Origin of the sequence: Xanthomonas sp. LMG 12461 (assembly GCF_009192935.1) — a bacterium.
Taxonomy (GTDB): domain Bacteria; phylum Pseudomonadota; class Gammaproteobacteria; order Xanthomonadales; family Xanthomonadaceae; genus Xanthomonas_A; species Xanthomonas_A sontii.
Map to the genome: position 1 here is coordinate 46,349 of NZ_NQYT01000045.1, position 23,331 is coordinate 69,679.

A 23,331-nucleotide genomic window follows, 5' to 3' on the forward strand; every position below is an offset into this window, starting at 1 on the left:
GGCGCCTTCTGCGCCGGGCGCCCCCTGTTTGGAGCTAGCGATGCGTACCCACTTCTGCGGCCTGGTCGACGAGACCCTGATCGGCCAAACCGTCACCCTGGCCGGCTGGACCGACGTGGCCCGCAACCTCGGCGGCGTGTGCTTCATCGACCTGCGCGACCACGAAGGCATCGTGCAGGTGATGGTGGAGCCGGAGAACGCGGAGGTGTTCAAGGTCGCCGCCAGCCTCGGCTACGAGGACGTGCTGCAGGTCGAGGGCGTGGTGCGCGCGCGGCATGCGGTCAACGACAAGCTGCGCAGCGGCAAGGTCGAGGTGATCGCCACCGCCATCACCGTGCTCAACAAGGCCGCGCCGCTGCCGTTCCACGCGCACGAGAACCCGGGCGAGGAAACCCGCCTGAAGTACCGGTATCTGGATCTGCGCCGCCCGGAGATGCAGCGCATGCAGCGCACCCGCATCAAGTTGGTACAGGCGCTGCGCCGCTACCTGGACGAGCGTGGCTTCCAGGACATCGAGACGCCGATTCTGACCAAGGCCACCCCGGAAGGCGCGCGCGACTTCCTGGTGCCGGCGCGCATGCATCCGGGCGAGTTCTACGCGCTGCCGCAGTCGCCGCAGCTGTTCAAGCAGATCCTGATGGTGGCCGGCTTCGACCGCTACTACCAGATCGCGCGCTGCTTTCGCGACGAGGCGCTGCGTGCCGACCGCCAGCTCGAGTTCACCCAGCTCGACATGGAGTTCGCCTTCGTCCGCGAGCGCGACGTGCAGGACTTCGTCGAAGCCATGGTCCGCGCCATCTTCAAGGAGGTGGTCGACGTCGAGTTGGCCGCCGAATTCCCGCGCATGACCTGGGCCGAGGCCATGCGTCGCTACGGCTCGGACAAGCCGGACCTGCGCATCGCCCTGGAACTGACCGACGTCGCCGAGCTGGTCAAGGACAGCGACTTCGCGGTGTTCAGCGCCGCGTCCGCCGATCCCGACGGCCGCGTCGCTGCGCTGCGCATTCCCGGCGGCGCCAGCCTGTCGCGCAAGCAGATCGACGAGTACGCCGCGCACGCCGCCAAGTACGGCGCCAAGGGCCTGGCCTACGTCAAGATCGCCGACAGCGGCGAGATCAGCTCGCCGATCCAGAAGTTCTTCGGCGAAGCCGCGTTCGCCGCGCTGCTCGCCCACGTCGGTGCCGGCAACGGCGACATCGTGTTCTTCGGCGCCGGCGCCTACGGCAAGGTCTCCGACTTCATGGGCGCGCTGCGCCTGAAGGCCGGCAAGGATTTCAATCTGGTCGCCGACGGCTGGCGTCCGCTGTGGGTCACCGATTTCCCGATGTTCGAGTGGGACGAGGAGGCGCAGCGCTACGTGGCCCTGCATCATCCGTTCACCGCGCCGGCGGTGGACGATATCGCCGAGCTGCGCACGCATGCCAAGACCGCGGTGTCGCGCGGCTACGACATGGTGCTCAACGGCAACGAGATCGGCGGCGGTTCGATCCGTATCCACCGTCCGGACATGCAGAGCGCGGTGTTCGAGCTGCTCGGCATCGGTGCCGAGGAAGCGCGCGCCAAGTTCGGCTTCCTGCTGGATGCGCTGAACTACGGCGCGCCGCCGCACGGCGGCATCGCCTTCGGCATCGACCGCATCGCCGCGCTGATGGCCGGCACCGAGTCGATCCGCGACGTGATCCCGTTCCCCAAGACCACCGGCGCGCAGGACCTGATGACCGACGCGCCGTCGCCGATCGCCGACGCGCAGCTGGCCGAAGTGCACGTGCAGGTGCGCCCGCAGGCGCAGTGACTTCTTTCTTCCAACAACCCTAGCGCAGGCCGACACATGAGCGAGACCGCATTCAATCTGGAGTGGGAAACCCTCGGCAACGAGGGCGCAGTGGAGGCCATCGTCACCCAGCGCGCGCGCGTGTTCGGCGGCTGGCTGGTGCGCGCCGGCAGCGGCGCCAACGCGCCGCTGGCGTTCGTGCCGGATCCGGAAGGCCGTTGGGACGGCGAGGACTTCGGCGAGGACGATTACGAGTACGAGGAAGACGACGAGGAAGAAGAGGACGAGGAAGAAGAAGGCGACGACGAAGACGAGGGCGACGGCGAAGAGGCCGACGCCGATGCCGCGCACCCGGCGCGCTGAGCCGTGCTGATTCGTCGCGCCACGCCGGACGATGCCGCGGCGGTGACCCGCATCGCCACGGCCACCTTCTGCGAAACCTTCGGCCATCTGTATCCTGCGCAGGACCTGCAGGCCTTCCTCGACGAAGCCTATTCGATCGAGCGCGCGCAGGTGGTGCTGGCGCATCCGGACTACGCGATCTGGCTGGTCGAGCATGACGGCGAGGTGGTCGGACACGCTGCCGCCGGCCCTTGCGGCCTGCCGCATCCCGACGTGACGCCCGGCGATGGCGAACTGAAGCGCCTGTACCTGCTGCGCGCCCACCAGAACGGCGGCTGGGGTGCCCGGCTGTTCGATACCGCCCTGGCCTGGCTGGAGCGCGACGGCCCGCGCACGCTGTGGCTCGGCGTGTGGTCGGAGAACCTGGGCGCGCAGCGGTTCTACGCGCGCTACGGCTTCGAGAAGGTCGGCACCTACGAATTCCCGGTAGGGCAGGTGCGCGATCTCGAATTCATCCTGCGCCGGCCGCCGCGCGCGGCCTGACGCCTGCCGCCGGACGTCGTCCGGGCATGCCGCGTCGACACAGCGGCAACGAGCGCGCGCTACAGTGCTGGCCTGTCCAGCTTGAGGAGAGCACGCCATGTTCCGACCGTGGATGGGAATCGCCGCCGTGGTGCCGCTGCTGGCCGCGTGCGCGCCACCGGCGTCGCTGCAGCCGGCCAGTGCCGGGCCGACGGTGCAGGGCGATGGCCGCTGCAACGTCGAGGCCGTGGCCTGGGCGGTGGGCCAGGAGGCCACCCAGGCGACCATGAGCCGGGTCTGGAAGGAGAGCGGAGCCGGCGTGGTGCGGCCGATCGCGCCGGGCCAGGCGGTGACCCGCGACCTGCGCCTGGATCGGCTCAACGTGTTCCTGGATGGCAGCAATCACATCGTCCGTACCACCTGCGGCTGAGTCGCCGATGGCCGCCGCGCCCCAGGTGCTGTTGCTGCACGGCATCTGGAACGCGCGGCCGTGGCTGCTGCCGCTGGCGTTGCGCCTGCGCCGCGATGGCTGGCGCGTCGCCAGCTTCGGCTATTCGACCGCGTTCGGCGGCGCCGAGGCTGCGCTCCCACGGCTGCACGCCCGCATCGAACGTATGGCAGCCACCGGTCCGGTGGCGCTGGTCGGGCATAGCCTCGGCGGCCTGATCGCCTTGCAGGCCTTGCGGGAGGTGCCCTCGCTGCCGGTGACCCGGGTGGTGTGCCTGGGCAGCCCGCTGGCCGGCAGTGCCGCCGCGCGCGCCCTGGCGCAACGGCGGCTCGGACTGGCGCTGGGTCGCAGCGCGGCGCTGTTGCAGCAGGGTGTGGCGCGCTGGGACGGGCTGGCCGAGGTCGGCGTGGTCGCCGGCACCGTGGCGCGCGGGCTGGGCGCACGCTTTGTCGCGCTGGGGCCGGAGTCCGACGGCAGCGTGGCCCTGGCCGAGACCCGCGTGCCCGGCCTGGGCGATCACTGCCGGGTGCGCGCCAGCCACAGCGGCCTGCTGTTCTCGGCGCAGGCCGCGCGGCAGACCGCCGCCTTCCTGCGCGACGGCCGCTTCGCCGCCTGAGCCGGTCGCCAGACATCGAGCGTCCGGCGGCGGCGGTGGCCGGCGCCGCGTCGCGGTGTCCGCCCGACCGCCTTGGCGCCGGCACAGGCGATGCCGCCGCTCAGGGCGTCACGAAGGTCTTCAACCAGTCCAGCGTGGGGTTGAGCGCCCAGGCGGCGGTGCCGCTGCGGTAGTTGCCGTCGACCAGCACGCCCGTGCACTGGGTGCCTGGATAGCCGCCGAAGCCCATGAAGCAGTGGTCGGCGTAGAGGTCCTGCACCTCCCGGTCCTTGACGACGTACCAGCCGCTGCCGTTGCTGCGGAAGCACGACTGCTGCCCGTCGCAGCGCAGGCCGGTGACCAGTTGCGCCTGGGTGCGGGCGACGTTCTCGGTGCCGCCGACGAACATGTCGCGCTCGCCGTTGATGATGCGCAGGCGATCGGACGGCAGGCTGTGGTTGCCGTCGGCGATGCAGGAGGCCAGGTTGTAGTAGGCGGTGTAGGTCGTACCGGTGCCCTGGCCGAACGAGGCGGCGACCCGGGGATCGTAGTCGTGCGCCATCACCGAGATGATCGAGCCCTGGCTGAGCCCGCCGGTCACCACGCCCTTGGAGCAATCGGCCTTGTCGCGGGCGCAGAGCTGGGCGATGGCGCTGTTGATGTTCTGCGCGTCGAAGATGGCCTTGGCGCGGTTGCCGATGACGCCGCAGCTGCCGAAGCTGGCGTTGTCGTACTCCACCGAGGCCGCCACGAAGCCCTTGGCCGCGGCGGCATTCACCGCGGCCATCGCCCAGTTGCTCTGGTAGTTCTCCCCGGTCCCGCCGATATGCACGTAGACCGGGTACTTGCCCGTCGCGCGGGGTTCCTGGCCGCTGATCGCATAGGTGGTGACGCCGGCGTTGTAGCGGCCCCGGAAGGCATCGGTCTGGGCGCTGGCCAGGCCCGGGGCGGCAAGGGCGAGCAGGCCCAGGCAGCGCAGGGCCTGCGACAGGAACGGGGCGGGGGTGGTGCGGGGCATGAGGGATCTCCTTTCGGTGCGATGGAAAGCGGGCGCGACTTACGCGTTCAGCCTCCAGGTGGGGCATGACAGTTCTGGCAGCGATGTGGCGCGCATGGGTAGACAGTCCGCCAAGGTTCGACCGGCAGCACGGGCCGACGCGCGCTGGAGTGGGCGCCGGCCGGGGAACGGGCGGCATGCGCCGGTCGCACGCGCGGTCGGTCGTCGGCGCGGCCGGGCCGCGGGATGTGCGCGGCATCAGGTAAAATCCGCGTCTTGTCCTTACAACTGTCCGGAACGCCCCATGGGTAGAGGCCCCTCGATCGAAGCCCGCAAGAACGCATCCGATGCGAAGCGCGGCAAGATTTTCACCAAGATCATCCGCGAGATCGGCGTCGCCGCGCGCGCCGGCGGCGGCGATCCGTCCAACAACCCGCGGCTGCGCGTGGCGATGGACAAGGGGCTGGCCTCGAACATGTCCAAGGACGTGATCGAGCGCGCGATCAAGAAGGCCACCGGCGAACTGGAAGGCGTGGAGTACGAGGAAGTGCGCTACGAGGGCTACGCCCCGGGCGGGGTGGCGGTGATCGTCGACTGCCTGACCGACAATCGCGTGCGCACCGTGGCCGACGTGCGCCATGCCTTCAGCAAGTGCGGCGGCAACATGGGCACCGACGGCTCGGTGGCCTTCATGTTCAAGCGCCTGGGCGTGCTCAGCTTCGCCGCCGGCGCCGACGAGGAGAAGATCACCGAGGCGGCGATCGAGGCCGGCGCCGACGACATCGTGGTCTACCCCGAGGACGGCGCGATCGACGTGCTGACCGCGCCGGAGGCGTTCCAGGCGGTCAAGGACGCCATGGACGCGGCCGGCCTGTCCGCCGACCATGCCGAAATCACCTTCCGCGCCGACAACGACATTGCCGTGGACGGCGACACCGCGGTGCAGGTGCGCAAGCTGCTGGACATGCTGGAAGACCTGGACGACGTGCAGAACGTCTATTCCAACGTCGACCAGGCCGCGCTGAGTGACGGGGGCTGACATCATGAAACCCGGGGCCCGGGGCCCAAGACCCGGAACCCGGAGCGGCGTCGTGCCGGTGCCGGAGGCATCGCCGACGTCGATGGCTGCCACGGGCATCTCTGCCCGCACGGGCGCTGCTTTCACGATTCCCGATTCCCGATTCCCCAATCCCGGCTCCACCCGCATCCTCGGCATCGACCCCGGCTCGCAGCGCACCGGCGTGGGCATCATCGACGTGGACGCGGCCGGCCGTACCCGCCACGTGCACCACGCGCCGCTGGTACTGCTGGGCGAGGGCGACTTCGCCCTGCGGCTCAAGCGCCTGCTGCACGGGCTGGATGCGCTGATCGAGGAGTACCGGCCGCAGGAAGTGGCGATCGAACGCGTGTTCATGGGCAAGAGCGCCGACGCGGCACTGAAGCTCGGCCATGCCCGCGGCGCGGCGATCTGCGCGGCGGTGCTGCGCGAGTTGCCGGTGCACGAGTACGCCGCCAAGGAGATCAAGCTCGCCGTGGTCGGCAAGGGCGCGGCGGAGAAGCAGCAGGTGCAACACATGGTCGGTCTCATGCTGAGCCTGACCGGCAAACTTCAGGCCGACGCCGCCGACGCACTGGCCGTCGCCATCACCCATGCCCACGTGCGCGCCACCGCGCAGCGCCTGGGCGTCAGCACGCAGCAGGCGTGGAGTAGAAAATGACAAAGGCTGGGAATCGGGAGTCGGGAATCGGGAATCGGAACAGCAGAAGCGGTGAAGCGGCCACCCGCTTTGCCCATTCCCCATTCCCCATTCCCCAATCCCGGCGCCTCGCACGAGGCGCCCAATGATCGGCCGTCTGCGCGGGATCCTGGCCTACAAGCAGCCGCCGTGGCTGGTGATCGACGTGGGCGGGGTGGGCTATGAGCTGGAGGCGCCGATGAGCACCTTCTACGACCTGCCCGATGTCGGCCGCGACGTGATCCTGTTCACCCACTATGCGCAGAAGGAGGACAGCGTGTCGCTGTACGGCTTCCTGCGCGAGGGCGAGCGGCGGCTGTTCCGGGATGTGCAGCGGGTCAGCGGGATCGGCGCGAAGATCGCGCTGGCGGTGCTGTCCGGGGTCAGCGTCGACGAGTTCGCGCGGCTGATCACCGCCGCCGACGTCACCGCGCTGACCCGCATCCCCGGTATCGGCAAGAAGACCGCCGAGCGCATGGTGGTGGAACTACGCGACCGCGCGGCCGACTTCAGCGGCGGTGCGCCGGTGACCGGACAACTGGGTACCGACGCGGTCTCCGAGGCCACGGTGGCCCTGCAGCAGCTCGGCTACAAGCCGGCCGAGGCGGCGAAGATGGCGCGCGACGCCGCCGCCGACGGCGACGAGGTCGCCACGGTGATCCGCAAGGCCCTGCAGGCGGCGCTGCGCTGACCTCGGGTCGGCTCGGCTCCCCGCTCTTTCTTCACGTTCTGGCGCTACTCTTCCCACCATGTCCAGCTCCTCCAGTTCCGCCGCCCGCCCGGGCAGCCACGATCCGCACGCCAAGACGGGCTTTGGGGTGATGCTGACCGCCATCGGCGTGGTCTTCGGCGACATCGGCACCAGTCCGCTGTACACGCTCAAGGAAGCGTTCTCGCCGCACTACGGGCTGACCCCGGACCACGACACCGTGCTGGGCATCCTGTCGCTGGTGTTCTGGGCGCTGATGCTGGTGGTCACGGTCAAGTACGTCACCGTGATCATGCGCGCCGACAACGACGGCGAGGGCGGCATCATGGCGCTGACCGCGCTGGCGCAGCGGACCCTGCCGGGCGGCTCGCGCTCGATGTACGTGGTCGGCATCCTCGGCATCTTCGGCGCCTCGCTGTTCTTCGGCGACGGCGTGATCACCCCGGCCATCTCGGTGCTGTCGGCGGTGGAAGGCCTGGAGGTGGCCGCACCCAAACTGGAGCCGTTCGTGGTGCCGATCACCCTGGTGGTGCTGGGCATGCTGTTCATGGCCCAGCGCTACGGCACCGAGCGGGTGGGCAAGGCGTTCGGGCCGATCACCCTGGTCTGGTTCGTGGCGCTGGGCGCGATCGGCGTCTACAACATGACCCGCGCGCCGGAAGTGCTGCACGCGCTGAACCCGTGGTGGGGCGTGCGCTTCTTCGCCGAACACAACTGGCACGCGGTGTTCGTGCTCGGTGCGGTGGTGCTGGCGGTGACCGGCGGCGAGGCGCTGTACGCGGACATGGGCCATTTCGGCGCCAAGGCGATCCGCCGCTCGTGGCAGTGCGTGGTGCTGCCGATGCTGACCCTGACCTACCTGGGGCAGGGCGCGCTGGTGCTGCGCGATCCTGCGGCAGTCAGCAACCCGTTCTACGAGGCGGTGCCGGAGTGGGCGCTGTACCCGATGATCGTGCTGGCCACCGCGGCCACGGTGATCGCCTCGCAGGCGCTGATCACCGGCGCCTACTCGGTGGCCAGCCAGGCCATGCAGCTGGGCTACATCCCGCGCATGCACATCCGCCACACCTCGCACTCCACGATCGGCCAGATCTACGTGCCGGCGGTGAACTGGTGCCTGCTGGCGTTGGTGGTGGTGGCGGTGATCGGCTTCGGCGACTCCACCTCGCTGGCCACCGCCTACGGCGTCTCGGTCACCGGCACCATGCTGATCACCACCGTGCTGATGGTCATCTACGCGCGCGCCAATCCGCGCGTGCCGGCGCCGCTGCTGTGGCTGTTCGCCCTGGTCTTCCTGGCCGTGGACTGCGCGTTCTTCTACGCCAACATCATCAAGTTCCTGGACGGTGCCTGGTTCCCGCTGCTGCTGGGCCTGATCCTGTTCACCCTGATGCGCACCTGGCGCCGCGGCCGCAAGCTGCTGCACGACGAGATCCGCAAGGACGGCATCAAGCTCGACACCTTCCTGCCCGGGCTGATGCTGGCGCCGCCGGTGCGCGTGCCTGGCACCGCGGTGTTCCTGACCGCCGACCCGATGGTGGTGCCGCACGCGCTGATGCACAACCTCAAGCACAACAAGGTGCTGCACGAGCGCAACGTGTTCCTGACCGTCGAAACCCTGCAGGTGCCGTACGCGGCTGCCGGGCAGCGGTTGAAGATCGACGCGATCGGCGACGAGTTCTATCGCGTCTACGTGCGCTTCGGCTTCATGGAGACCCCGGACGTGCCGCTGGCGCTGATGCGCTCCTGCGACCAGGGCGGGATCTACTTCGACCCTATGGACACCACCTATTTCGCCAGCCGCGAGACCATCGTGGCCAGCGCCAACCGCGGCATGCCGATCTGGCGCGACAAGTTGTTCGCAGTCATGCACCGCAACGCCGCCCCCGCCACCGGCTTCTTCCGCATCCCCGGCAACCGCCTGGTGGAACTGGGCGCGCAGGTGGAGATTTGAGGCCACGACGTCGTCGCGGCCTTGGGAATGGGGAGGCGGGAATGGGGAACAGGGAAAGGCAACTGCCGCGGCGTCTGGCCTGAAACCAGGCGGCGACCATCAAAGTAGGCGCCAGTCGTGCCGCCAACCGCTACTATTGTCCGCTCGATTCCCCATTCCCGATTCCCCAATCCCGGCTTTCCATGGACCGCATCATCGCCAGCAGCGCCACCCGCGAGGATGACGCGGCCGAGGCCAGCATCCGCCCCAAGCGGCTGGACGACTATCTCGGCCAGCAGCCGGTGCGCGAGCAGCTGTCGATCTACATCGAGGCGGCCAAGGCGCGCGGGGAGGCGATGGACCATGTGCTGATCTTCGGGCCGCCGGGCTTGGGCAAGACCACGCTCAGCCACGTCATCGCCAACGAGCTGGGGGTCAATCTGCGGGTCACCTCCGGACCGGTGATCGAGAAGGCCGGCGACCTGGCCGCGCTGCTGACCAACCTGCAGCCGCACGACGTGTTGTTCATTGACGAGATCCACCGCCTGTCGCCGGTGGTCGAGGAAGTGCTGTACCCGGCGATGGAAGACTTCCAAATCGACATCATGATCGGCGAGGGCCCGGCCGCGCGCTCGATCAAGATCGATCTGCCGCCGTTCACCCTGATCGGCGCCACCACCCGCGCCGGCCTGCTGACCGCGCCCTTGCGCGACCGCTTCGGCATCGTCCAGCGCCTGGCCTTCTACACCCCGGACGAGCTGGCGCAGATCGTGCGCCGCTCCGCCAGCATCCTCGGCATCGCCTGCAACGCCGACGGCTGCGCCGAGATCGCGCGCCGCGCGCGCGGCACCCCGCGCATCGCCAACCGCCTGCTGCGGCGGGTCCGCGACTTCGCCCAGGTCCGCGCCGGCGGGCAGATCGACCTGGCCGTGGCGCAGGCCGCCACGCAGATGCTCAAGGTCGACGCCGAGGGCTTCGACGAGCTGGACCGGCGCATGCTGCGCACCATCATCGAGTACTTCGACGGCGGCCCGGTCGGCGTCGAGTCGCTGGCCGCCTCGCTGTCGGAGGAGCGCGGCACCCTGGAGGACGTGATCGAGCCCTACCTGATCCAGCAGGGCTACCTGATCCGCACCGCCCGCGGCCGCATGGCCACCAACAAGGCCTATCTGCACTTGGGCCTGCAGCCCAAGCACCGGGAGTTGGGAATCGGGAATGGGGAATCGGGAGCGCTGTTCTAGGATGTTCTGGTTACCCAGCTATCGACAGGAGCGCCGCTCTTGACTGCCCATTCCCCATTCCCTGTTCCCGATTCCCGGCTATTCAGTTGGCCGACACGCGTCTACTGGGAAGATACCGACGCCGGTGGCGTGGTCTACCACGCGCGCTACGTGGCCTTCCTGGAGCGGGCGCGCACGGAGTGGTTGCGGGCGCTGGGGTATGGTCAGGAGCGTCTGCGCCTGCAACACGATCTGGTGTTCGCGGTGCGCGCGATGCAGCTCGACTTCCTGCGCCCGGCACGCCTGGACGATTCCCTGCAGGTCGGCGTCGCGCTGTCGCAATGCAAGCGCGCCAGCCTGGTGTTCGCGCAGTCGATCCGCCGCGACGACGGGGAGCTGCTGTTGCGCGCGCAGGTGCGGGTGGCCGCGCTCAGCGCCGACAGCTTCCGCCCGCGCGGCATGGACGACGCGCTGCACGATGCATTGAAAGTTCTTGAAATCACTGAAGCCGAATTACTGAGGAACGACGGATGATCGCATTGCTCCTGGCCCTGCAGGACACGGTGGTGGAGGCGCTGCCGCAGGACGTGACCCAGACCGCCACCCAGGCCGTCGCCAGCACCGCCGCCCATGGCGGCATCAACTACCTGGACCTGATGGTCAAGGCCAGCCTGCCGGTCAAGGTGATCGTGCTGCTGTTGCTGCTCGGCTCGCTGATCAGCTGGGTCATCATCTTCCGCAAAGGCAAGGTGTTCAAGGACGCCAACCGCGAGGCCGACGACTTCGAGAACCGCTTCTGGTCCGGCACCGACCTGAGCAAGCTCTATGCCGGCGCCACCGACCGCAACCGCGTGGTCGGCGGGCTGGAGGCGATCTTCGAGGCCGGGTTCCGCGAATTCACCCGCCTGCGCGACAAGCGCCGGCTCGACGCACGCATTCAGTTGGAAGGCGCGCAGCGGGCGATGCGCGCCACCTACGCGCGCGAGGTCGACCGCCTGGAGCGCAACCTGGAACTGCTCGCCAACATCGGCTCCACCGCCCCGTACGTGGGCCTTGTCGGCACCGTGTTCGGCATCATGGTGACCATGCACGACATGATCAACAGCGGCCAGCAGGCGGGCATCGCCGCGGTCGCGCCGGGCATCTCCGAGGCGCTGTTCGCCACCGCCATCGGCCTGTTCGTGGCGATCCCGGCGGTGTGGGCCTACAACCGCTTCACCACCCGGGTCGAGCGCCTGGCCGTGCGCTTCGAGACCTTCTCCGAAGAGTTCAGCTCCATCCTGCAGCGCCAGGCCAGCGGCGACTGAGCGTCGCCCGCCTGTCCACGACTCCCAGGATTCCCGCATGACTGCCGCCATTTCCCGCCGCAAGCGCCGCAAGCTCAAGTCCGAGATCAACGTCGTGCCGTACATCGACGTGATGCTGGTGCTGCTGATCATCTTCATGGTCACCGCGCCCTTGCTCAGCCTGAGCGTGGACGTGGACCTGCCCGATTCCACCGCGCGCTCGGTGGAGAGCAAGAAGGATCCGGTGATCGTCGCCGTCGACGCCGAAGGCCGCTATACCCTGACCCTGCAGGACGGCAAGCCGGAGAAGATCGCCGCGCCGGAGCTGAAGGCGAAGATCCAGGCCTTCGTCGGCCAGAACAAGGACGTGCCGGTGTTCGTCGCCGCGCCCGGCACCTCGAACTACCAACTGGTCATGGACACCATGGTCATGCTGCAGCAGGCCGGCGTGCCCAAGGTCGGCCTGATGAGTCAGCCCGGAAACAATGCGCGCTGAAGCCGAAAACCGACCGCCGCTGGCCAGGGGCGACAACGACGGCCTGATGTACGGCATCGCGCTGGCGGTGGGCGTGCACGTGCTGATCGCACTGCTGTTCTTCCTGGCCTGGTGGTGGTCGCCGGTGCGCCAGGTCGAACCCGCCGCCGGTTCGCCGATGGTCGAGGCCTCGCTGGTGGTCTCGGCCGCCGACGTGCGCTCGGCGCAGAAGGCGGTGAAGGACGCGCCCAAGCCCTTGCCCGAACCGCTGCCCGAACCGGTCAAGGACGTCGCCGAAGAAGACACGGTGCCGCCGCCGCAGCCGCTGCCCACGCCCAAGCCGCAGCAGGCGCCGACCCCACAGCAGCAGAAGGCGCAGGACTTCGTCCCGGTGCCCGACAAGGTCGACCAGGACCGCGCCACCCGCACCGCGATCTCCCAGGAAAAGGAGAAGCAGGAGCAGGAGGCCAAGCGCCGCCAGGAACAGATCGACCTGACCGAGCAGAAGCGCCAGCAGGAGGCCGAGCAGAAGCAGCGCCTGGCCGCGCAGCAGGAAGAGGAGCGGCAGAAGAAGATCGCCGACATCCGCAAGCAGCGCGAGAAGCTGGAGCGCGAGGCCCAACTGGCGCAGCAGAAGCTGCAGCAGATCGCCGACCTGAACGCCAAGAAGGCGTCGGCGGCCGCGGCCACCACGCCGCAGCAGGCGCCGGGCCAGAACGGCACCAATACCGACCTGCAGGCCAAGTACGCTGCGGCGATCCAGCAGGCGGTGCTGAGCCAGTGGGTGCGCCCGGACTCGGTGCCGCTGGGGCAGAAGTGCAAGATCTCGATCACCCAGATCCCAGGTGGCCAGGTCATGCAGGCCAAGGTCAGCCCCGACTGTCCCTACGACGAGGCCGGTCGCCGCTCGATCGAGGCCGCGGTGCTGCGCGCCCAGCCGTTGCCCTACCGTGGCTTCGAGTCCGTGTTCGCGCGCAACCTGACCTTCAACTTCACCGCCCAGGACCAATGACCCAGGCGGCTGGCGCCGCATCGCGCGCGCGCGCCATCCACCCGACATGCGATGGGCGATAATGTGCTGCGTCCTGCCATCGGCTTCACACGGCGATGGTTCATGATTGCGAATACGTTCACCCGCGCATTGCTATCTCTTGCGCCTTTCCGATCCTGCTGAGCGACCCATGAAGAAACTGCCGCGCTGGCTTGCCGTTCTCACCGCCCTGTTGCTGCCTCTCGCCGCGTCCGCGCAGGACAAGGGCCTGGAAATCGACATCGTCGGCGGCAATGCCTCGGCGACCCCGATCACTGTCGTGCCGATGCCGTACCAGGGATCGGCGACCCCGCCGAGCACCGACGTCGCCGCGGTGGTCCGCGCCGACCTGGATCGCTCCGGCCAGTTCCGCAACCTGCCCGAATCGCAGATCGTGGAGCGTCCGACCCGCGGCAGCGAGGTGCAGTTCGCCACTTGGCGTGCGCTGAAGCAGAGCTACCTGGTCGTCGGCCGGGTGATGGATGCCGGCGAAGGCGCCTATCGCGTCGAGTACGAACTGTTCGACGTGGGCAAGGGCGAGCGCATGCTCGGCCTGGCCATGACCGCCCGCGCCAACGCCATGCGCGACGTCGCCCACCAGATGGCCGACGCCATCTACGAGAAGATCACCGGCGTGCGCGGCGCGTTCTGGACCCGCATCGCCTACGTCACCGCCAGCGGCAAGGGCGGGGCGATGCGCTATGCGCTGATGGTCGCCGACTCCGACGGCTACAACCCGCAGACCATCGTCCGCTCGGCCGAGCCGCTGCTGTCGCCGAACTGGAGCCCGGACGGCAAGAAGCTGGCCTACGTGAGCTTCGAGCGCGGCAACTCGTCGATCTACATCCAGGACATCGCCACCGGTGCGCGCCAGCTGGTGTCCAGCTTCCGCGGCATCAACGGCGCCCCGTCGTTCTCGCCGGACGGCAAGAAGCTGGCGCTGGCGCTGTCGCGCAGCGGCAACCCGGAGATCTACGTGATGGATCTGGGCAGCAAGCAGCTGACCCAGCTGACCAACCACTTCGGTATCGACACCGAGCCGACCTGGGCGCCGGACGGCAACAGCATCTACTTCACCTCCGACCGCAGCGGCCGCCCGCAGATCTACCAGGTGCCGGCCACCGGCGGCAGCGCCACCCGCATCACTTTCCAGGGCAACTACAACGCGACCCCGAGCGTGTCCTACGACGGCAACAAGCTGGTCGTGGCCCAGGGCAGCGGCAACACCTACAAGATCGCGATGATGGACCGCAGCCTGGGTTCGCCGCGCTGGAGCACGCTGTCGACCGGTTCGCTGGACGAGTCGCCGAGCTTCGCCCCCAACGCCAGCATGGTGCTGTATGCGGCGCGTGAAGGCGGCCGTGGCGTGCTGTACGCGGTCTCGGCCGATGCCCGCGTGCGGCAGCGCCTGGTGCTCGCCGATGGCGACGTGCGCGAGCCGTCCTGGTCGCCGTATCGCACCGCACGTTGACATGTAAGTTTGGTGTTAATATTTCGCTGTTGAACCCCTCATCGGCCCAGGAGCCACAAGGTATCGCCATGAACAAGACCACCCGCGTTCTGCTTGTTTCGCTGTTGTCCGTTGCAGCTCTGGCCGGCTGCGCCAAGAAGGTCAAGGAACAGCCCCAGACCGACACCACCGGCACCACCGGTACCACCGCCCCGACCGGCCCGTCGACCTCCGGTCTGTACGGCCCGGGCGACCTGGACACCGATTCCTGCCTGCGTCAGCGCGTGGTCTACTTCGACCTGGACAAGGACACCGTGAAGCCGGAGTTCCAGGCGATCATGGCCTGCCACGCCAAGTACCTGCGTGACCGTCCGTCCTCGCGCATCACCCTGCAGGGCAACACCGACGAGCGTGGTTCGCGCGAGTACAACATGGGCCTGGGCGAGCGTCGTGCCAACGCCGTGTCCTCGGCGCTGCAGGCCAACGGTGGCTCGGCTGCGCAGCTGACCGTGGTCAGCTACGGCGAAGAGCGTCCGGTCTGCACCGAGTCGAACGAGTCCTGCTGGTCGCAGAACCGTCGCGTCGAGATCGTCTACACGGCGCAGTAAGAAAAGATGCGTATCGGTGTCCTTACATCGATGATCGTCGCGGCGGCCCTCGTGGCCGCCGCGCCGGCTCATGCGCAGCGCGCAAGCCTGGCCGACCGCGTTTCCGCGCTCGAGCAGCAGGCCATGAATACCCAGGCCAACACCGACATCCTGAACCAGCTCAACCAGCTGCGCACGCAGATGCAGTCGATGGAAGCCACGATCGAACAACTGCAGCACAGCAACGACCAGCTCAAGCAGCAGATCAAGGACCAGTACCTGGACCTGGATGGCCGCGTGGGCAGGCTGGAGAGTGGTGCAGGGGCAGGGGCGACGCCGTCGCTGCCGCCGGCCAATGGCACCGCACCGGCTGTCGCGCCGGCCGCGCCTGGAGGCAAGCCGTCCGCGGTCGCCGAGCCGCCGCCGTCGGTGCACGGCGACGCCGGCACCCTCGCCGCCGCGGGTGACGAGCGGGCCGCCTACAATGTCGCCTTCGATGCCCTGAAGGCGGGCAAGTACGCCGACTCGGCGAACCTGTTCCAGAACTTCCTGCAGGCCTACCCGAACGGCGTGTATGCGCCGAACGCGCTGTACTGGCTGGGCGAGAGCTACTACGCCACCAAGAACTTCCAGTTGGCCGAGGCCCAGTTCCAGGACCTGATCGGCCGCTATCCGACCCACGACAAGGCGCCGGGCGCGCTGCTCAAGCTGGGCCTGTCCCAGTACGGCGAAGGCCGCGTCCAGGATGCCGAGCAGACCCTGCAGCAGGTCGGCGCGAAGTATCCTGGGTCCGATGCCGCGCGGACCGCGCAGGACCGCCTGCAGTCGATCCGTCTCGGCCAGCAACTGCGCTGAGCCCCTAACGCTGCCGCCGCCGTCGCGGGAGCATCTTTCTCCCGCCATGGCCGCCGTTCCCAGCGATATCGTCCAAAGCCCGCTGCCCCGCCTGAAGCTGACGGAGATCTTCCTGTCGCTGCAGGGCGAAGCCGAGAGCGCCGGCTGGCCCACCGTGTTCGTGCGCCTGACCGGCTGCCCGCTGCGCTGCAGCTACTGCGACACCGCCTACGCCTTCCATGGCGGGCAGTGGTGGGACATCGACGCGATCCTGGAGGAGGTGGCGCGCCACGGCGTTCGCCACGTCTGCGTCACCGGCGGCGAACCGCTGGCGCAGAAGCGCTGCCTGCAGCTGCTGCAGCGCCTCTGCGACGCCGGCTACGACGTGTCGCTGGAGACCTCCGGCGCGCTGGACATCGCCGAGGTCGACCCGCGCGTGTCGCGGGTGCTCGACATCAAGACACCGGCGTCGCAGGAAGCGCACCGCAACCGCTGGGAGAACCTGCCGCTGCTGACCGCGCGCGACCAGATCAAGTTCGTCCTGTGCGGCCGCGCCGACTACGAGTGGGCGCGCAGCGTGGTCGCCGAACACCGGCTGGACACCCGCTGCACGGTCTGGTTCTCGCCGAGCAAGAGCGAACTGACCGCGCGCGACCTGGCCGACTGGATCGTCGCCGACCGCCTGCCGGTGCGGTTCCAGATGCAGTTGCACAAGCTGCTGTGGAACGACGAGCCGGGGCGGTAGCTGCGCGCTGGCGCGCAGCTGGGAATCGGGAATGGGGAAACGGGAATCGGAGAGCGCCGCGAGGTAGGCGTGGCTCTACCTGATCCGCTTTCGCTTCTCGAAGACCTTCGATCTTCCCGGTGCAGCCTGACTGCTACGCTTTTCCCATTCCCGTTTCCCCATTCCCCACTCCCGGCACCCAGATGAAAAACGCCGTCGTCCTTCTCTCCGGTGGCATGGACTCCGCCGTCGTCGTCGCCATCGCCCGTGCGCAGGGTTTCGCGGTGCATGCCTTGAGCGTGCGCTACGGTCAGCGCCACACCTCCGAACTGGACGCCGCCGCGCGTGTTGCCTCGGCGCTCGGCGCGGTGGCACACAAGACCGTCAACGTCGACCTGCGCAGCATCGGCGGCTCGGCGCTGACCGACGACATCGAGGTGCCGGACGCCGGCGGCGACGGCATCCCGGTCACCTATGTGCCGGCGCGCAACACCATCATGCTGTCGGTGGCGCTGGGCTGGGCCGAGGTGCTGGGCGCGGCCGACATCTTCTGCGGGGTCAACGCCGTGGACTATTCCGGCTATCCCGATTGCCGCCCCGAGTTCATCGACGCGTTCCAGACCCTGGCCAACCTGGCGACCAAGGCCGGCGTGGAGGGTGCCGGGCTGCGCGTGCATGCGCCGTTGCAGCACATGAGCAAGGCGGACATCGTGCGCGAAGGCGTGCGCCTGGGCGTGGACTTCGGCCTGACCGTGTCCTGCTACCGCGCCGATGACGCCGGCCGCGCCTGCGGCCACTGCGATGCCTGCCGCCTGCGCGCGGCCGGCTTCGCCGACGCCGGCGTCGCCGACCCGACCCGCTACGCCTGATTTCGCGAAACGCCCCGTGCTGGGGTAGACTACGCGCCCCGGTGCAACGCCGGGGTCTTGTTTTGGGCCGTTAGCTCAGTCGGTAGAGCAGAAGACTTTTAATCTTTTGGTCGATGGTTCGAATCCATCACGGCCCACCACTCCGCTCAGCGGGTCACGCGTCGCTTTTGGCGGTTTTTTCGCCAGCTTCGGACATCACTCCTGAATTCAACGCGAGGTGCGCTGCTTCCTTGTCGGGATTGCGTGGTCGTCGGCTTGCTGCATTCACTTCCGCCATTGCGCGAAAGCTGCAAGCGTGGCCAGTCGCACTGGTTGGCAGCCAACGCACCCGATCGCTCACCCCAAAGGCTGCAGGAGCAACCCGAGGCACAACCCCAGCATGAACAGCGCGACCGCTGCATCCAGCAACCGCCATGCAGCGGGCTTGCGGAACACCGGCTGCAGCAACCGCGCGCCGTAGCCCAGGCTGCTGAACCAGGTCGCGCTGGCCAGGCAGGCGCCGAGTGCGAACGCCCAGCGCAGTTGTCCCGGGTAGCGCGTGGAGAGGCTGCCCAGCAGCACCATGGTGTCCAGGTAGACATGCGGATTGAGGAAGGTGAAGGCCAGGCAGGTCAGTAGGACGCGTTGCCAGCTCCGCTGATCCTCGCTGTGCGCCAGCAGGCCGCCAGTGCCGCGCCAGGCGCGTCGTGCCGCAAGTAGCGCGTATGCGCCGAGAAAGGCCGCACCGCCGAAGCGCAATCCCTGCAGCACGCCCGGCCAGGCGTCCACCACGGCACCGATGCCGGACACGCCGAGGACGATCAGCGCGATGTCGCTGGCGGCGCACACGGCCACGACCAGGCCGACATGCCGACGCTGCAGTCCCTGGCGCAGCACAAAGGCGTTCTGCGCGCCGATGGCGACGATCAGGCCGGCGCCGGCGACGAGGCCTGCCAACAGTGCGTGCAGCCACATAGCGATGAGGTCCTGGGACATGAGGCGAGCATGCTGCACGCGTCGCTGTGATTAGCCAAACTCGTTTTTCTGTACGCTCTGAAGAATCTCTAATCCGCATAACCGCCATGGATTTGCTCCACCCTCAACTGTCCGCCTTCGCCGCCGTCCTGGAAGAAGGGAGTTTCGAGGCCGCCGCGCGCCGCCTGGCGCTGACGCCGTCGGCGGTCTCGCAGCGGATCAAGGCACTGGAAGACCGGCTTGGCCAGGTGCTGATCGTGCGCCAGGCTCCATGCCGGCCGACCCCCGCCGGGGAGCGCCTGCTGCGCAGCGTGCGGCCGATGCAGGTGCTGGAGGCCGAGGCGGTGGCCGACCTGTTGCCCGCGCCTGCGAGCAGTGCAGTGGCACGCAGCATCGCCATCGCCGTCAACGACGACTCGCTGCAGACCTGGTTCCTGGATGCGCTGGCGGCGCTGCACGACGCGCATGGCTACCTGTTCGATATCCAGGTGGACGACCAGGACCACACGCTGGAGTTGCTGCGCAGCGGTGCGGTGCTCGGCGCCGTCACCTCCGTCGGCAGAGCGTTGCAGGGCTGCAATGTGCTGGCGCTGGGCGCGATGCGCTACCGTGCGATCGCCTCGCCGGCGTTTTTCGCCCGCTACTTTGCCGACGGCCTGGATGCGGCGGCGCTGGCCCGCGCCCCGATGATCGTCTACAACCGCAAGGACGCGCTGCAAGAGCGGTTCGTGCGCCGCATCACCCGCGCGCGGCTGAGCCCGCCGATCCACTACCTGCCGACCTCCATCGGTTTCGTCGAGGCCGCCGCGCGTGGACTGGGGTGGTGCCTGGCGCCGGAGCAGATGCTCGTGGCCGCGCTGCGGCAGCGGCAGATCGTGGTCGTCGATGCGCAGCGCTGGCTCGACGTGCCGCTGTACTGGCAGCATGTCGCGGTCCGTTCCAGGACGCTGCAGCACATCGCTCAGGCGCTGCGTGCCGCAGCGGAGGGCATGCACGCGCCAGCGCCGCTTGCCTGAGCGTCGCTCGCGGTGGGTCGCTTGCTCCGGCGCCGATCATCGTCCAGGGTGACCTCCTGCTTGTGACGGCAGCAGTGCATCGACGCCGAGTGCTGCCGGGGATCAGGTCAGGGTCGTTTCGCGGATGACGCCGCTCGGCCTCATGCCGCCTCGTGCAGAGCGCAGCGCCGGCGTCTGTGTCCGCAGGGCGCATCAGGATCCCGGTCACTTCGGTGATGGGGGTGGACGAGCGTCAGGGCGGAGGGCGCGGCGGACGACGGCGTCAGGCCTGCGCCGTGCTGAAGATCCCGGCCAGGCTCTCGCTCAGGATCAACTGCAGATGCATGCGGTTGAGCTCCACGCCGGTGGTCATCATCATGTGCAGGCCGCCGCACATCGCCGCGACCGCGTAGACGCGGGCCTGGAATTCGGCTTCGCTGCCGCTCCAGCCGTGGTCGCGCAGCATGCGCCGCAGCAGGTCGCCGAGGTTCTGCACCAGGGACACGTTGAGCCGGCGCGCGTACTGCGCCAGTTCGGGGTCGCGTGCGGCGGCCAGGTCCATCTCCAGATCCAGGCGCCGCCGCCGCTGGTTGGCATCGGCCACCAGCCAGTCTTCCAATGCGCCGGCGATGAAGGTGGTGGCGTCCTGGTGCGGCGGCGGTTGCAGCAGCCACATGGTGCGGATCGCACGCTCGTAGCCGCGTTCCATCAGCGCCTGGACCAGGCTGCGCTTGTCGTCGAACTGCCGACGCACCGCGCTGCAGGAAACCTCGGCGGTTCCGGCGATCAGTTCGAAGGTGGTGGCGCCGAGGCCGTTCTCGACGATGCAGCGCTCGGCCGCATCGAGGACGTCATCGTGCAGGCGCTGCTCGCGTTCGCGGGCGCTGTGCAGCCGGACTACGTTGGACATGGCGTGAGCTCGGGGGGAAGCGATGCCACATGAAGGGGAGGTGTGCCGGGCGACCGGCCGCGACGCGCACGCGATGCGTGACGCCGCCGCGGACGGCATGCCAACAAAGGCAGCGCGATTGTAGACGCGATGCGTGGCGGTCGCGCGTGCGGCGGCGAGTCGGTCGATCCCGTAGCCACCACCGTGACGGGCGGCACTCTCGAGTGGGGCTGTCGATGCGCGTTTCCCGCGCGCAATGGACGCAGCGGGCCTGGCTGCGTGACTGGGTGCTGGAGCGCGAGCGTGGGAGCGGGCGGTTTCAGTGGTGCCGGCACGACACGGCGCACCGCGGGATGCTGCGATTGCGGATGTGAACAGGGGGCACGCGCTGTCGGAAAGTTCCAGGCCGCGTGCGGACCAGCCTGGGAGTCCGGCGGGCACTGCTGTCAACTTCGGGAAGTGCGCGGTAGAAGCGGCTTCAGCCGCGACGGGCGTTACCGGGAACGCCCCGTGGGGGGATGACGCAACGTACATCGGTTCGAGCGTGGCGGGAGCGGATCATTGGCGCTGCCCTGGTGTCGCCGTGCTTACCAGCCGAACGGCGGCGGGCCGTAGGCGCCGGGATAGTAGCCGCGGCCGAACACCGGGCCGTCGCCGCGGCCGACGCTGATGCTGATGCCCATCTGCCGCGGCTTGCCGTCGTCGGTGTAGGAGGTCTTGCACAGATTCAGATTGGCGGCCTGGTAGTTGCTGTTGCCGCCATGCGTGGAATAGCCGATGCCGGTGGCGACGCTGCCGTGCACGTCGCCGTTGCAGCGGTCGGCCTGCGCCTGCAGGGCCTCGGCGCGCGCCTGCGCTGCCGCCGCCTTCTGCGCCGAGGCCGAGGTGCCGCTGGTATCGCCGTAGTAGGTGCCCGGCGGATCGGCCTTGGTGCCGGGATCGGCGTAGGTGATCGGTTGTTGCGGCACGCTCAGGTCGAGCTTGCGCTTGGCCGCCTCGCTGTCGCTGGTGGCATCGACGGTCTGGGCCAGGGCCGGGCTGGCAAGCAGGGCGCAGGCGAGGAGAAGGAGGCTGCGGTTCATCGGGCATCCGCCAGAAGAGAGGGGCCCGGCGGAGCCTGTCAGACGCTCCGCCGTGACGCTGACGCTATCAATACCACGTTGAACCCGGCCTGTCGGCGCCGCGGGCCGCGCCGCGACGTGCCGATGCTGCAGGCGCCGGTGCCGCGCTTCAGCCCTGCCCGTGCACCACGTCGAGCAGTTGCTGGCCGTAGCGGGCCAGCTTGCTGCCGCCGATGCCGCCGACCCGCGCCAGTTCGTCCAGGCTGCTCGGGCGCTGCTCGGCGATGTTGCGCAGGGTGCTGTCGTGGAAGATCACGAAGGCCGGCACGTTCTGTTCCTTGGCCAGGCCGGCGCGGAGGTCGCGCAGCGCGTTGAACAGGGGTAGGTCCTGCGCCTGCACTGGGACGCCGGTGCGCGGGCTGCCGCTGCGGTCGCCGCGCTCGCGGCCGCGGCTGGGCAGTTCGCGGCGCATCATGATCTTGCGTTCGCCCTTGAGCACCTGGCGGCTGGCGTCGGTGAGGCGCAGGCCGCCGTAGGCGTCGCTGTCCACTTCCAGCAGGCCGGTGGCGACCAGTTGCCGGAACACGCCGCGCCAGGCGCGCGCGTCCAGGTCCTTGCCGATGCCGTAGGTGCTGAGCTGGTCGTGGCCGAACTGCTTGATCTTCTCGCCTTCGTTGCCGCGCAGGATGTCGATCAGGTGGCCGACGCCGAAGCGCTGGCCGCTGCGGTAAACGCAGCTCAGCGCCTTCTGCACGGCCACCGTGGCATCCCAGGCGTCGGCCGGCTGCAGGCAGTTGTCGCAGTTGCCGCAGGGCTGCGGATAGGTCTCGCCGAAGCCGGCCAGCAGCACCTGGCGGCGGCACTGCATCGACTCGCAGTAGCCCAGCAACTGGTCGAGCTTGCGCCGTTCCACGCGCTTGCGTTCTTCGCCGGCCTCGCCCTGCTCGATCATCTGCTTGAGCAGCACCACGTCGCCCAGGCCGTAGCACAGCCAGGCCTCGGCGGCCTCGCCGTCGCGCCCGGCGCGGCCGGTCTCCTGGTAGTAGCCCTCCAGCGACTTGGGCAGGTCGGTGTGGGCGACGAAGCGCACGTCGGGCTTGTCGATGCCCATGCCGAAGGCGATGGTGGCGCACATCACGATGCCGTCCTCGCGCAGGAAGCGGCGCTGGTTGTCGGCGCGCAGCTCGGCCGGCAAGCCGGCATGGTAGGGCAGGGCGTTCAGGCCCTCGCGGGCGAGGAAGTCGGCGGTCTCCTCGACCTTGCGCCGCGACATGCAGTAGACGATGCCGGCGCTGCCGCGGTGCGCGCGCAGGAAGTCCAGCAGCTGGCGCCGCGCATTGTCCTTCTGCACCACCGTGTAGCGGATGTTGGGGCGGTCGAAGGAGCTGACGAAATGGCGCGCCTGGGCCAGGTCCAGGCGCTCGGCGATCTCGCGCTGGGTCGGCGGGTCGGCGGTGGCGGTGAGGGCAATGCGCGGGGTCTGCGGCCAGCGCTCGTGCAGCACGGTGAGCTGGCGGTATTCGGGGCGGAAGTCGTGGCCCCATTGCGATACGCAGTGCGCCTCGTCGATGGCGAACAGGGCGATGCGGCTGCGCTCGATCAGCGACAGGAAACGCGGGGTCAGCAGCCGTTCGGGAGCGACGTAAAGCAGGTCCAGTTCGCCGGCCAGCAGGTCGCGCTCGACACGCTGCGCGGTCTCGCCGTCCAGGGTGGAATTGAGGTATTCGGCACGCACGCCGAGCTGGCGCAGTGCCTCGACCTGGTCCTGCATCAGCGCGATCAGCGGCGAGATGACGATGCCGGTGCCGTCGCGCAGCAGCGAGGGAATCTGGTAGCACAGCGACTTGCCGCCGCCGGTGGGCATCAGCACCAGCGCGTCGTGGCCGGCGGCGACGTGTTCGACG

Annotated in this window: 25 protein-coding genes and 1 tRNA gene; 21 read left to right on the forward strand and 5 right to left on the reverse strand. The window is 68.9% G+C overall.

Annotation, left to right across the window (positions count from 1 at the left end; translation table 11 throughout):
• Positions 1–40: 40 nt before the first annotated feature.
• From aspS to CEK68_RS12655, 5 genes are all read left to right on the forward strand, one after another.
• On the forward strand, positions 41–1,792 hold the full coding sequence (aspS, locus tag CEK68_RS12635; protein WP_152239591.1) for an aspartate--tRNA ligase: 1,752 nt from the start codon (positions 41–43) through the stop codon (positions 1,790–1,792).
• A gap of 36 nt (positions 1,793–1,828) precedes the next feature.
• Positions 1,829–2,134 carry a DNA primase gene (locus tag CEK68_RS12640; RefSeq protein WP_152236023.1) on the forward strand — a complete coding sequence of 102 codons (306 nt, stop codon included), beginning with the start codon at positions 1,829–1,831 and terminating at the stop codon, positions 2,132–2,134.
• A gap of 3 nt (positions 2,135–2,137) precedes the next feature.
• Entirely contained in the window at positions 2,138–2,656 is a 519-nt protein-coding gene (locus tag CEK68_RS12645) for a GNAT family N-acetyltransferase (protein ID WP_043091795.1), read from the forward strand.
• 97 nt (positions 2,657–2,753) lie between these two features.
• Positions 2,754–3,065, forward strand: a complete 312-nt coding sequence (locus CEK68_RS12650) for an I78 family peptidase inhibitor (protein WP_223875595.1) — start codon at positions 2,754–2,756, stop codon at positions 3,063–3,065.
• 7 nt (positions 3,066–3,072) lie between these two features.
• Positions 3,073–3,699: an alpha/beta fold hydrolase gene (locus CEK68_RS12655; protein WP_226977873.1), complete on the forward strand. Its 627-nt coding sequence runs from the start codon at positions 3,073–3,075 to the stop codon at positions 3,697–3,699.
• 100 nt (positions 3,700–3,799) lie between these two features.
• Here the strand turns inward: CEK68_RS12655 and CEK68_RS12660 are convergent, their stop codons facing one another.
• Complete coding sequence (locus CEK68_RS12660; protein ID WP_152239592.1) at positions 3,800–4,696, reverse strand: hypothetical protein; 897 nt, start codon at positions 4,694–4,696, stop codon at positions 3,800–3,802.
• Positions 4,697–4,979: 283 nt separating this feature from the next.
• Here CEK68_RS12660 and CEK68_RS12665 point away from each other — a divergent pair, with 283 nt between their 5' ends.
• From CEK68_RS12665 to CEK68_RS12735, 15 genes are all read left to right on the forward strand, one after another.
• Positions 4,980–5,714, forward strand: a complete 735-nt coding sequence (locus CEK68_RS12665) for a YebC/PmpR family DNA-binding transcriptional regulator (RefSeq protein WP_043091798.1) — start codon at positions 4,980–4,982, stop codon at positions 5,712–5,714.
• 82 nt (positions 5,715–5,796) lie between these two features.
• Positions 5,797–6,393 (forward strand): crossover junction endodeoxyribonuclease RuvC, encoded by a 597-nt coding sequence (ruvC, locus tag CEK68_RS12670; RefSeq protein WP_226975086.1) that lies wholly within the window; start codon positions 5,797–5,799, stop codon positions 6,391–6,393.
• Positions 6,394–6,517: 124 nt separating this feature from the next.
• The gene (gene ruvA, locus CEK68_RS12675) at positions 6,518–7,102 is read left to right on the forward strand and encodes a Holliday junction branch migration protein RuvA (protein WP_010344317.1); all 585 of its coding nucleotides are present in this window, start codon (positions 6,518–6,520) and stop codon (positions 7,100–7,102) included.
• Between the two features lie 130 nt (positions 7,103–7,232).
• Complete coding sequence (locus tag CEK68_RS12680; protein WP_225851637.1) at positions 7,233–9,074, forward strand: potassium transporter Kup; 1,842 nt, start codon at positions 7,233–7,235, stop codon at positions 9,072–9,074.
• A 182-nt stretch (positions 9,075–9,256) separates the two neighbouring features.
• Positions 9,257–10,294 (forward strand): Holliday junction branch migration DNA helicase RuvB, encoded by a 1,038-nt coding sequence (ruvB, locus tag CEK68_RS12685; RefSeq protein ID WP_017912299.1) that lies wholly within the window; start codon positions 9,257–9,259, stop codon positions 10,292–10,294.
• A gap of 39 nt (positions 10,295–10,333) precedes the next feature.
• Complete coding sequence (gene ybgC, locus CEK68_RS12690; RefSeq protein WP_152239593.1) at positions 10,334–10,807, forward strand: tol-pal system-associated acyl-CoA thioesterase; 474 nt, start codon at positions 10,334–10,336, stop codon at positions 10,805–10,807.
• Positions 10,804–11,580 (forward strand): protein TolQ, encoded by a 777-nt coding sequence (gene tolQ / locus CEK68_RS12695; protein ID WP_017907448.1) that lies wholly within the window; start codon positions 10,804–10,806, stop codon positions 11,578–11,580. The genes ybgC and tolQ overlap by 4 nt, the downstream gene beginning before the upstream one ends.
• Positions 11,581–11,617: 37 nt before the next feature.
• Positions 11,618–12,055 carry a protein TolR gene (tolR, locus tag CEK68_RS12700; RefSeq protein ID WP_152239594.1) on the forward strand — a complete coding sequence of 146 codons (438 nt, stop codon included), beginning with the start codon at positions 11,618–11,620 and terminating at the stop codon, positions 12,053–12,055.
• A 46-nt stretch (positions 12,056–12,101) separates the two neighbouring features.
• The gene (gene tolA, locus CEK68_RS12705; protein WP_193314195.1) at positions 12,102–13,046 is read left to right on the forward strand and encodes a cell envelope integrity protein TolA; all 945 of its coding nucleotides are present in this window, start codon (positions 12,102–12,104) and stop codon (positions 13,044–13,046) included.
• Positions 13,047–13,215: 169 nt separating this feature from the next.
• Entirely contained in the window at positions 13,216–14,535 is a 1,320-nt protein-coding gene (tolB, locus tag CEK68_RS12710; RefSeq protein ID WP_017912301.1) for a Tol-Pal system beta propeller repeat protein TolB, read from the forward strand.
• 68 nt (positions 14,536–14,603) lie between these two features.
• Positions 14,604–15,122, forward strand: a complete 519-nt coding sequence (gene pal / locus CEK68_RS12715; protein ID WP_010344309.1) for a peptidoglycan-associated lipoprotein Pal — start codon at positions 14,604–14,606, stop codon at positions 15,120–15,122.
• A gap of 6 nt (positions 15,123–15,128) precedes the next feature.
• Complete coding sequence (ybgF, locus tag CEK68_RS12720) at positions 15,129–15,956, forward strand: tol-pal system protein YbgF (protein WP_193314194.1); 828 nt, start codon at positions 15,129–15,131, stop codon at positions 15,954–15,956.
• A gap of 46 nt (positions 15,957–16,002) precedes the next feature.
• A complete protein-coding gene (gene queE, locus CEK68_RS12725) occupies positions 16,003–16,680 on the forward strand; it encodes a 7-carboxy-7-deazaguanine synthase QueE (RefSeq protein ID WP_152239596.1) in 678 nt (225 codons plus the stop codon).
• Positions 16,681–16,862: 182 nt separating this feature from the next.
• Positions 16,863–17,528, forward strand: coding sequence for a 7-cyano-7-deazaguanine synthase QueC (gene queC, locus CEK68_RS12730; RefSeq protein WP_026143259.1), 666 nt, complete (start codon positions 16,863–16,865; stop codon positions 17,526–17,528).
• A gap of 64 nt (positions 17,529–17,592) precedes the next feature.
• A tRNA-Lys gene (locus CEK68_RS12735) sits at positions 17,593–17,668 on the forward strand.
• 196 nt (positions 17,669–17,864) lie between these two features.
• On the opposite strand, the gene CEK68_RS12740 is transcribed toward CEK68_RS12735, so the two are convergent.
• Positions 17,865–18,482, reverse strand: a complete 618-nt coding sequence (locus CEK68_RS12740) for a LysE/ArgO family amino acid transporter (protein ID WP_152239602.1) — start codon at positions 18,480–18,482, stop codon at positions 17,865–17,867.
• A gap of 107 nt (positions 18,483–18,589) precedes the next feature.
• On the opposite strand from CEK68_RS12740, the gene CEK68_RS12745 reads away from it, so the two are divergent.
• Entirely contained in the window at positions 18,590–19,498 is a 909-nt protein-coding gene (locus CEK68_RS12745) for a LysR family transcriptional regulator ArgP (protein WP_152239597.1), read from the forward strand.
• Between the two features lie 262 nt (positions 19,499–19,760).
• Here CEK68_RS12745 and CEK68_RS12750 read toward each other — a convergent pair whose 3' ends face one another.
• The 3 genes from CEK68_RS12750 to recQ all read right to left on the reverse strand — a co-directional run.
• On the reverse strand, positions 19,761–20,387 hold the full coding sequence (locus CEK68_RS12750; protein WP_017912596.1) for a TetR/AcrR family transcriptional regulator: 627 nt from the start codon (positions 20,385–20,387) through the stop codon (positions 19,761–19,763).
• Positions 20,388–20,953: 566 nt separating this feature from the next.
• Complete coding sequence (locus CEK68_RS12755; protein ID WP_043091806.1) at positions 20,954–21,448, reverse strand: hypothetical protein; 495 nt, start codon at positions 21,446–21,448, stop codon at positions 20,954–20,956.
• Between the two features lie 148 nt (positions 21,449–21,596).
• On the reverse strand, positions 21,597–23,331 hold a 1,735-nt coding region (gene recQ, locus CEK68_RS12760; RefSeq protein ID WP_152239598.1), incomplete at its 5' end, for a DNA helicase RecQ.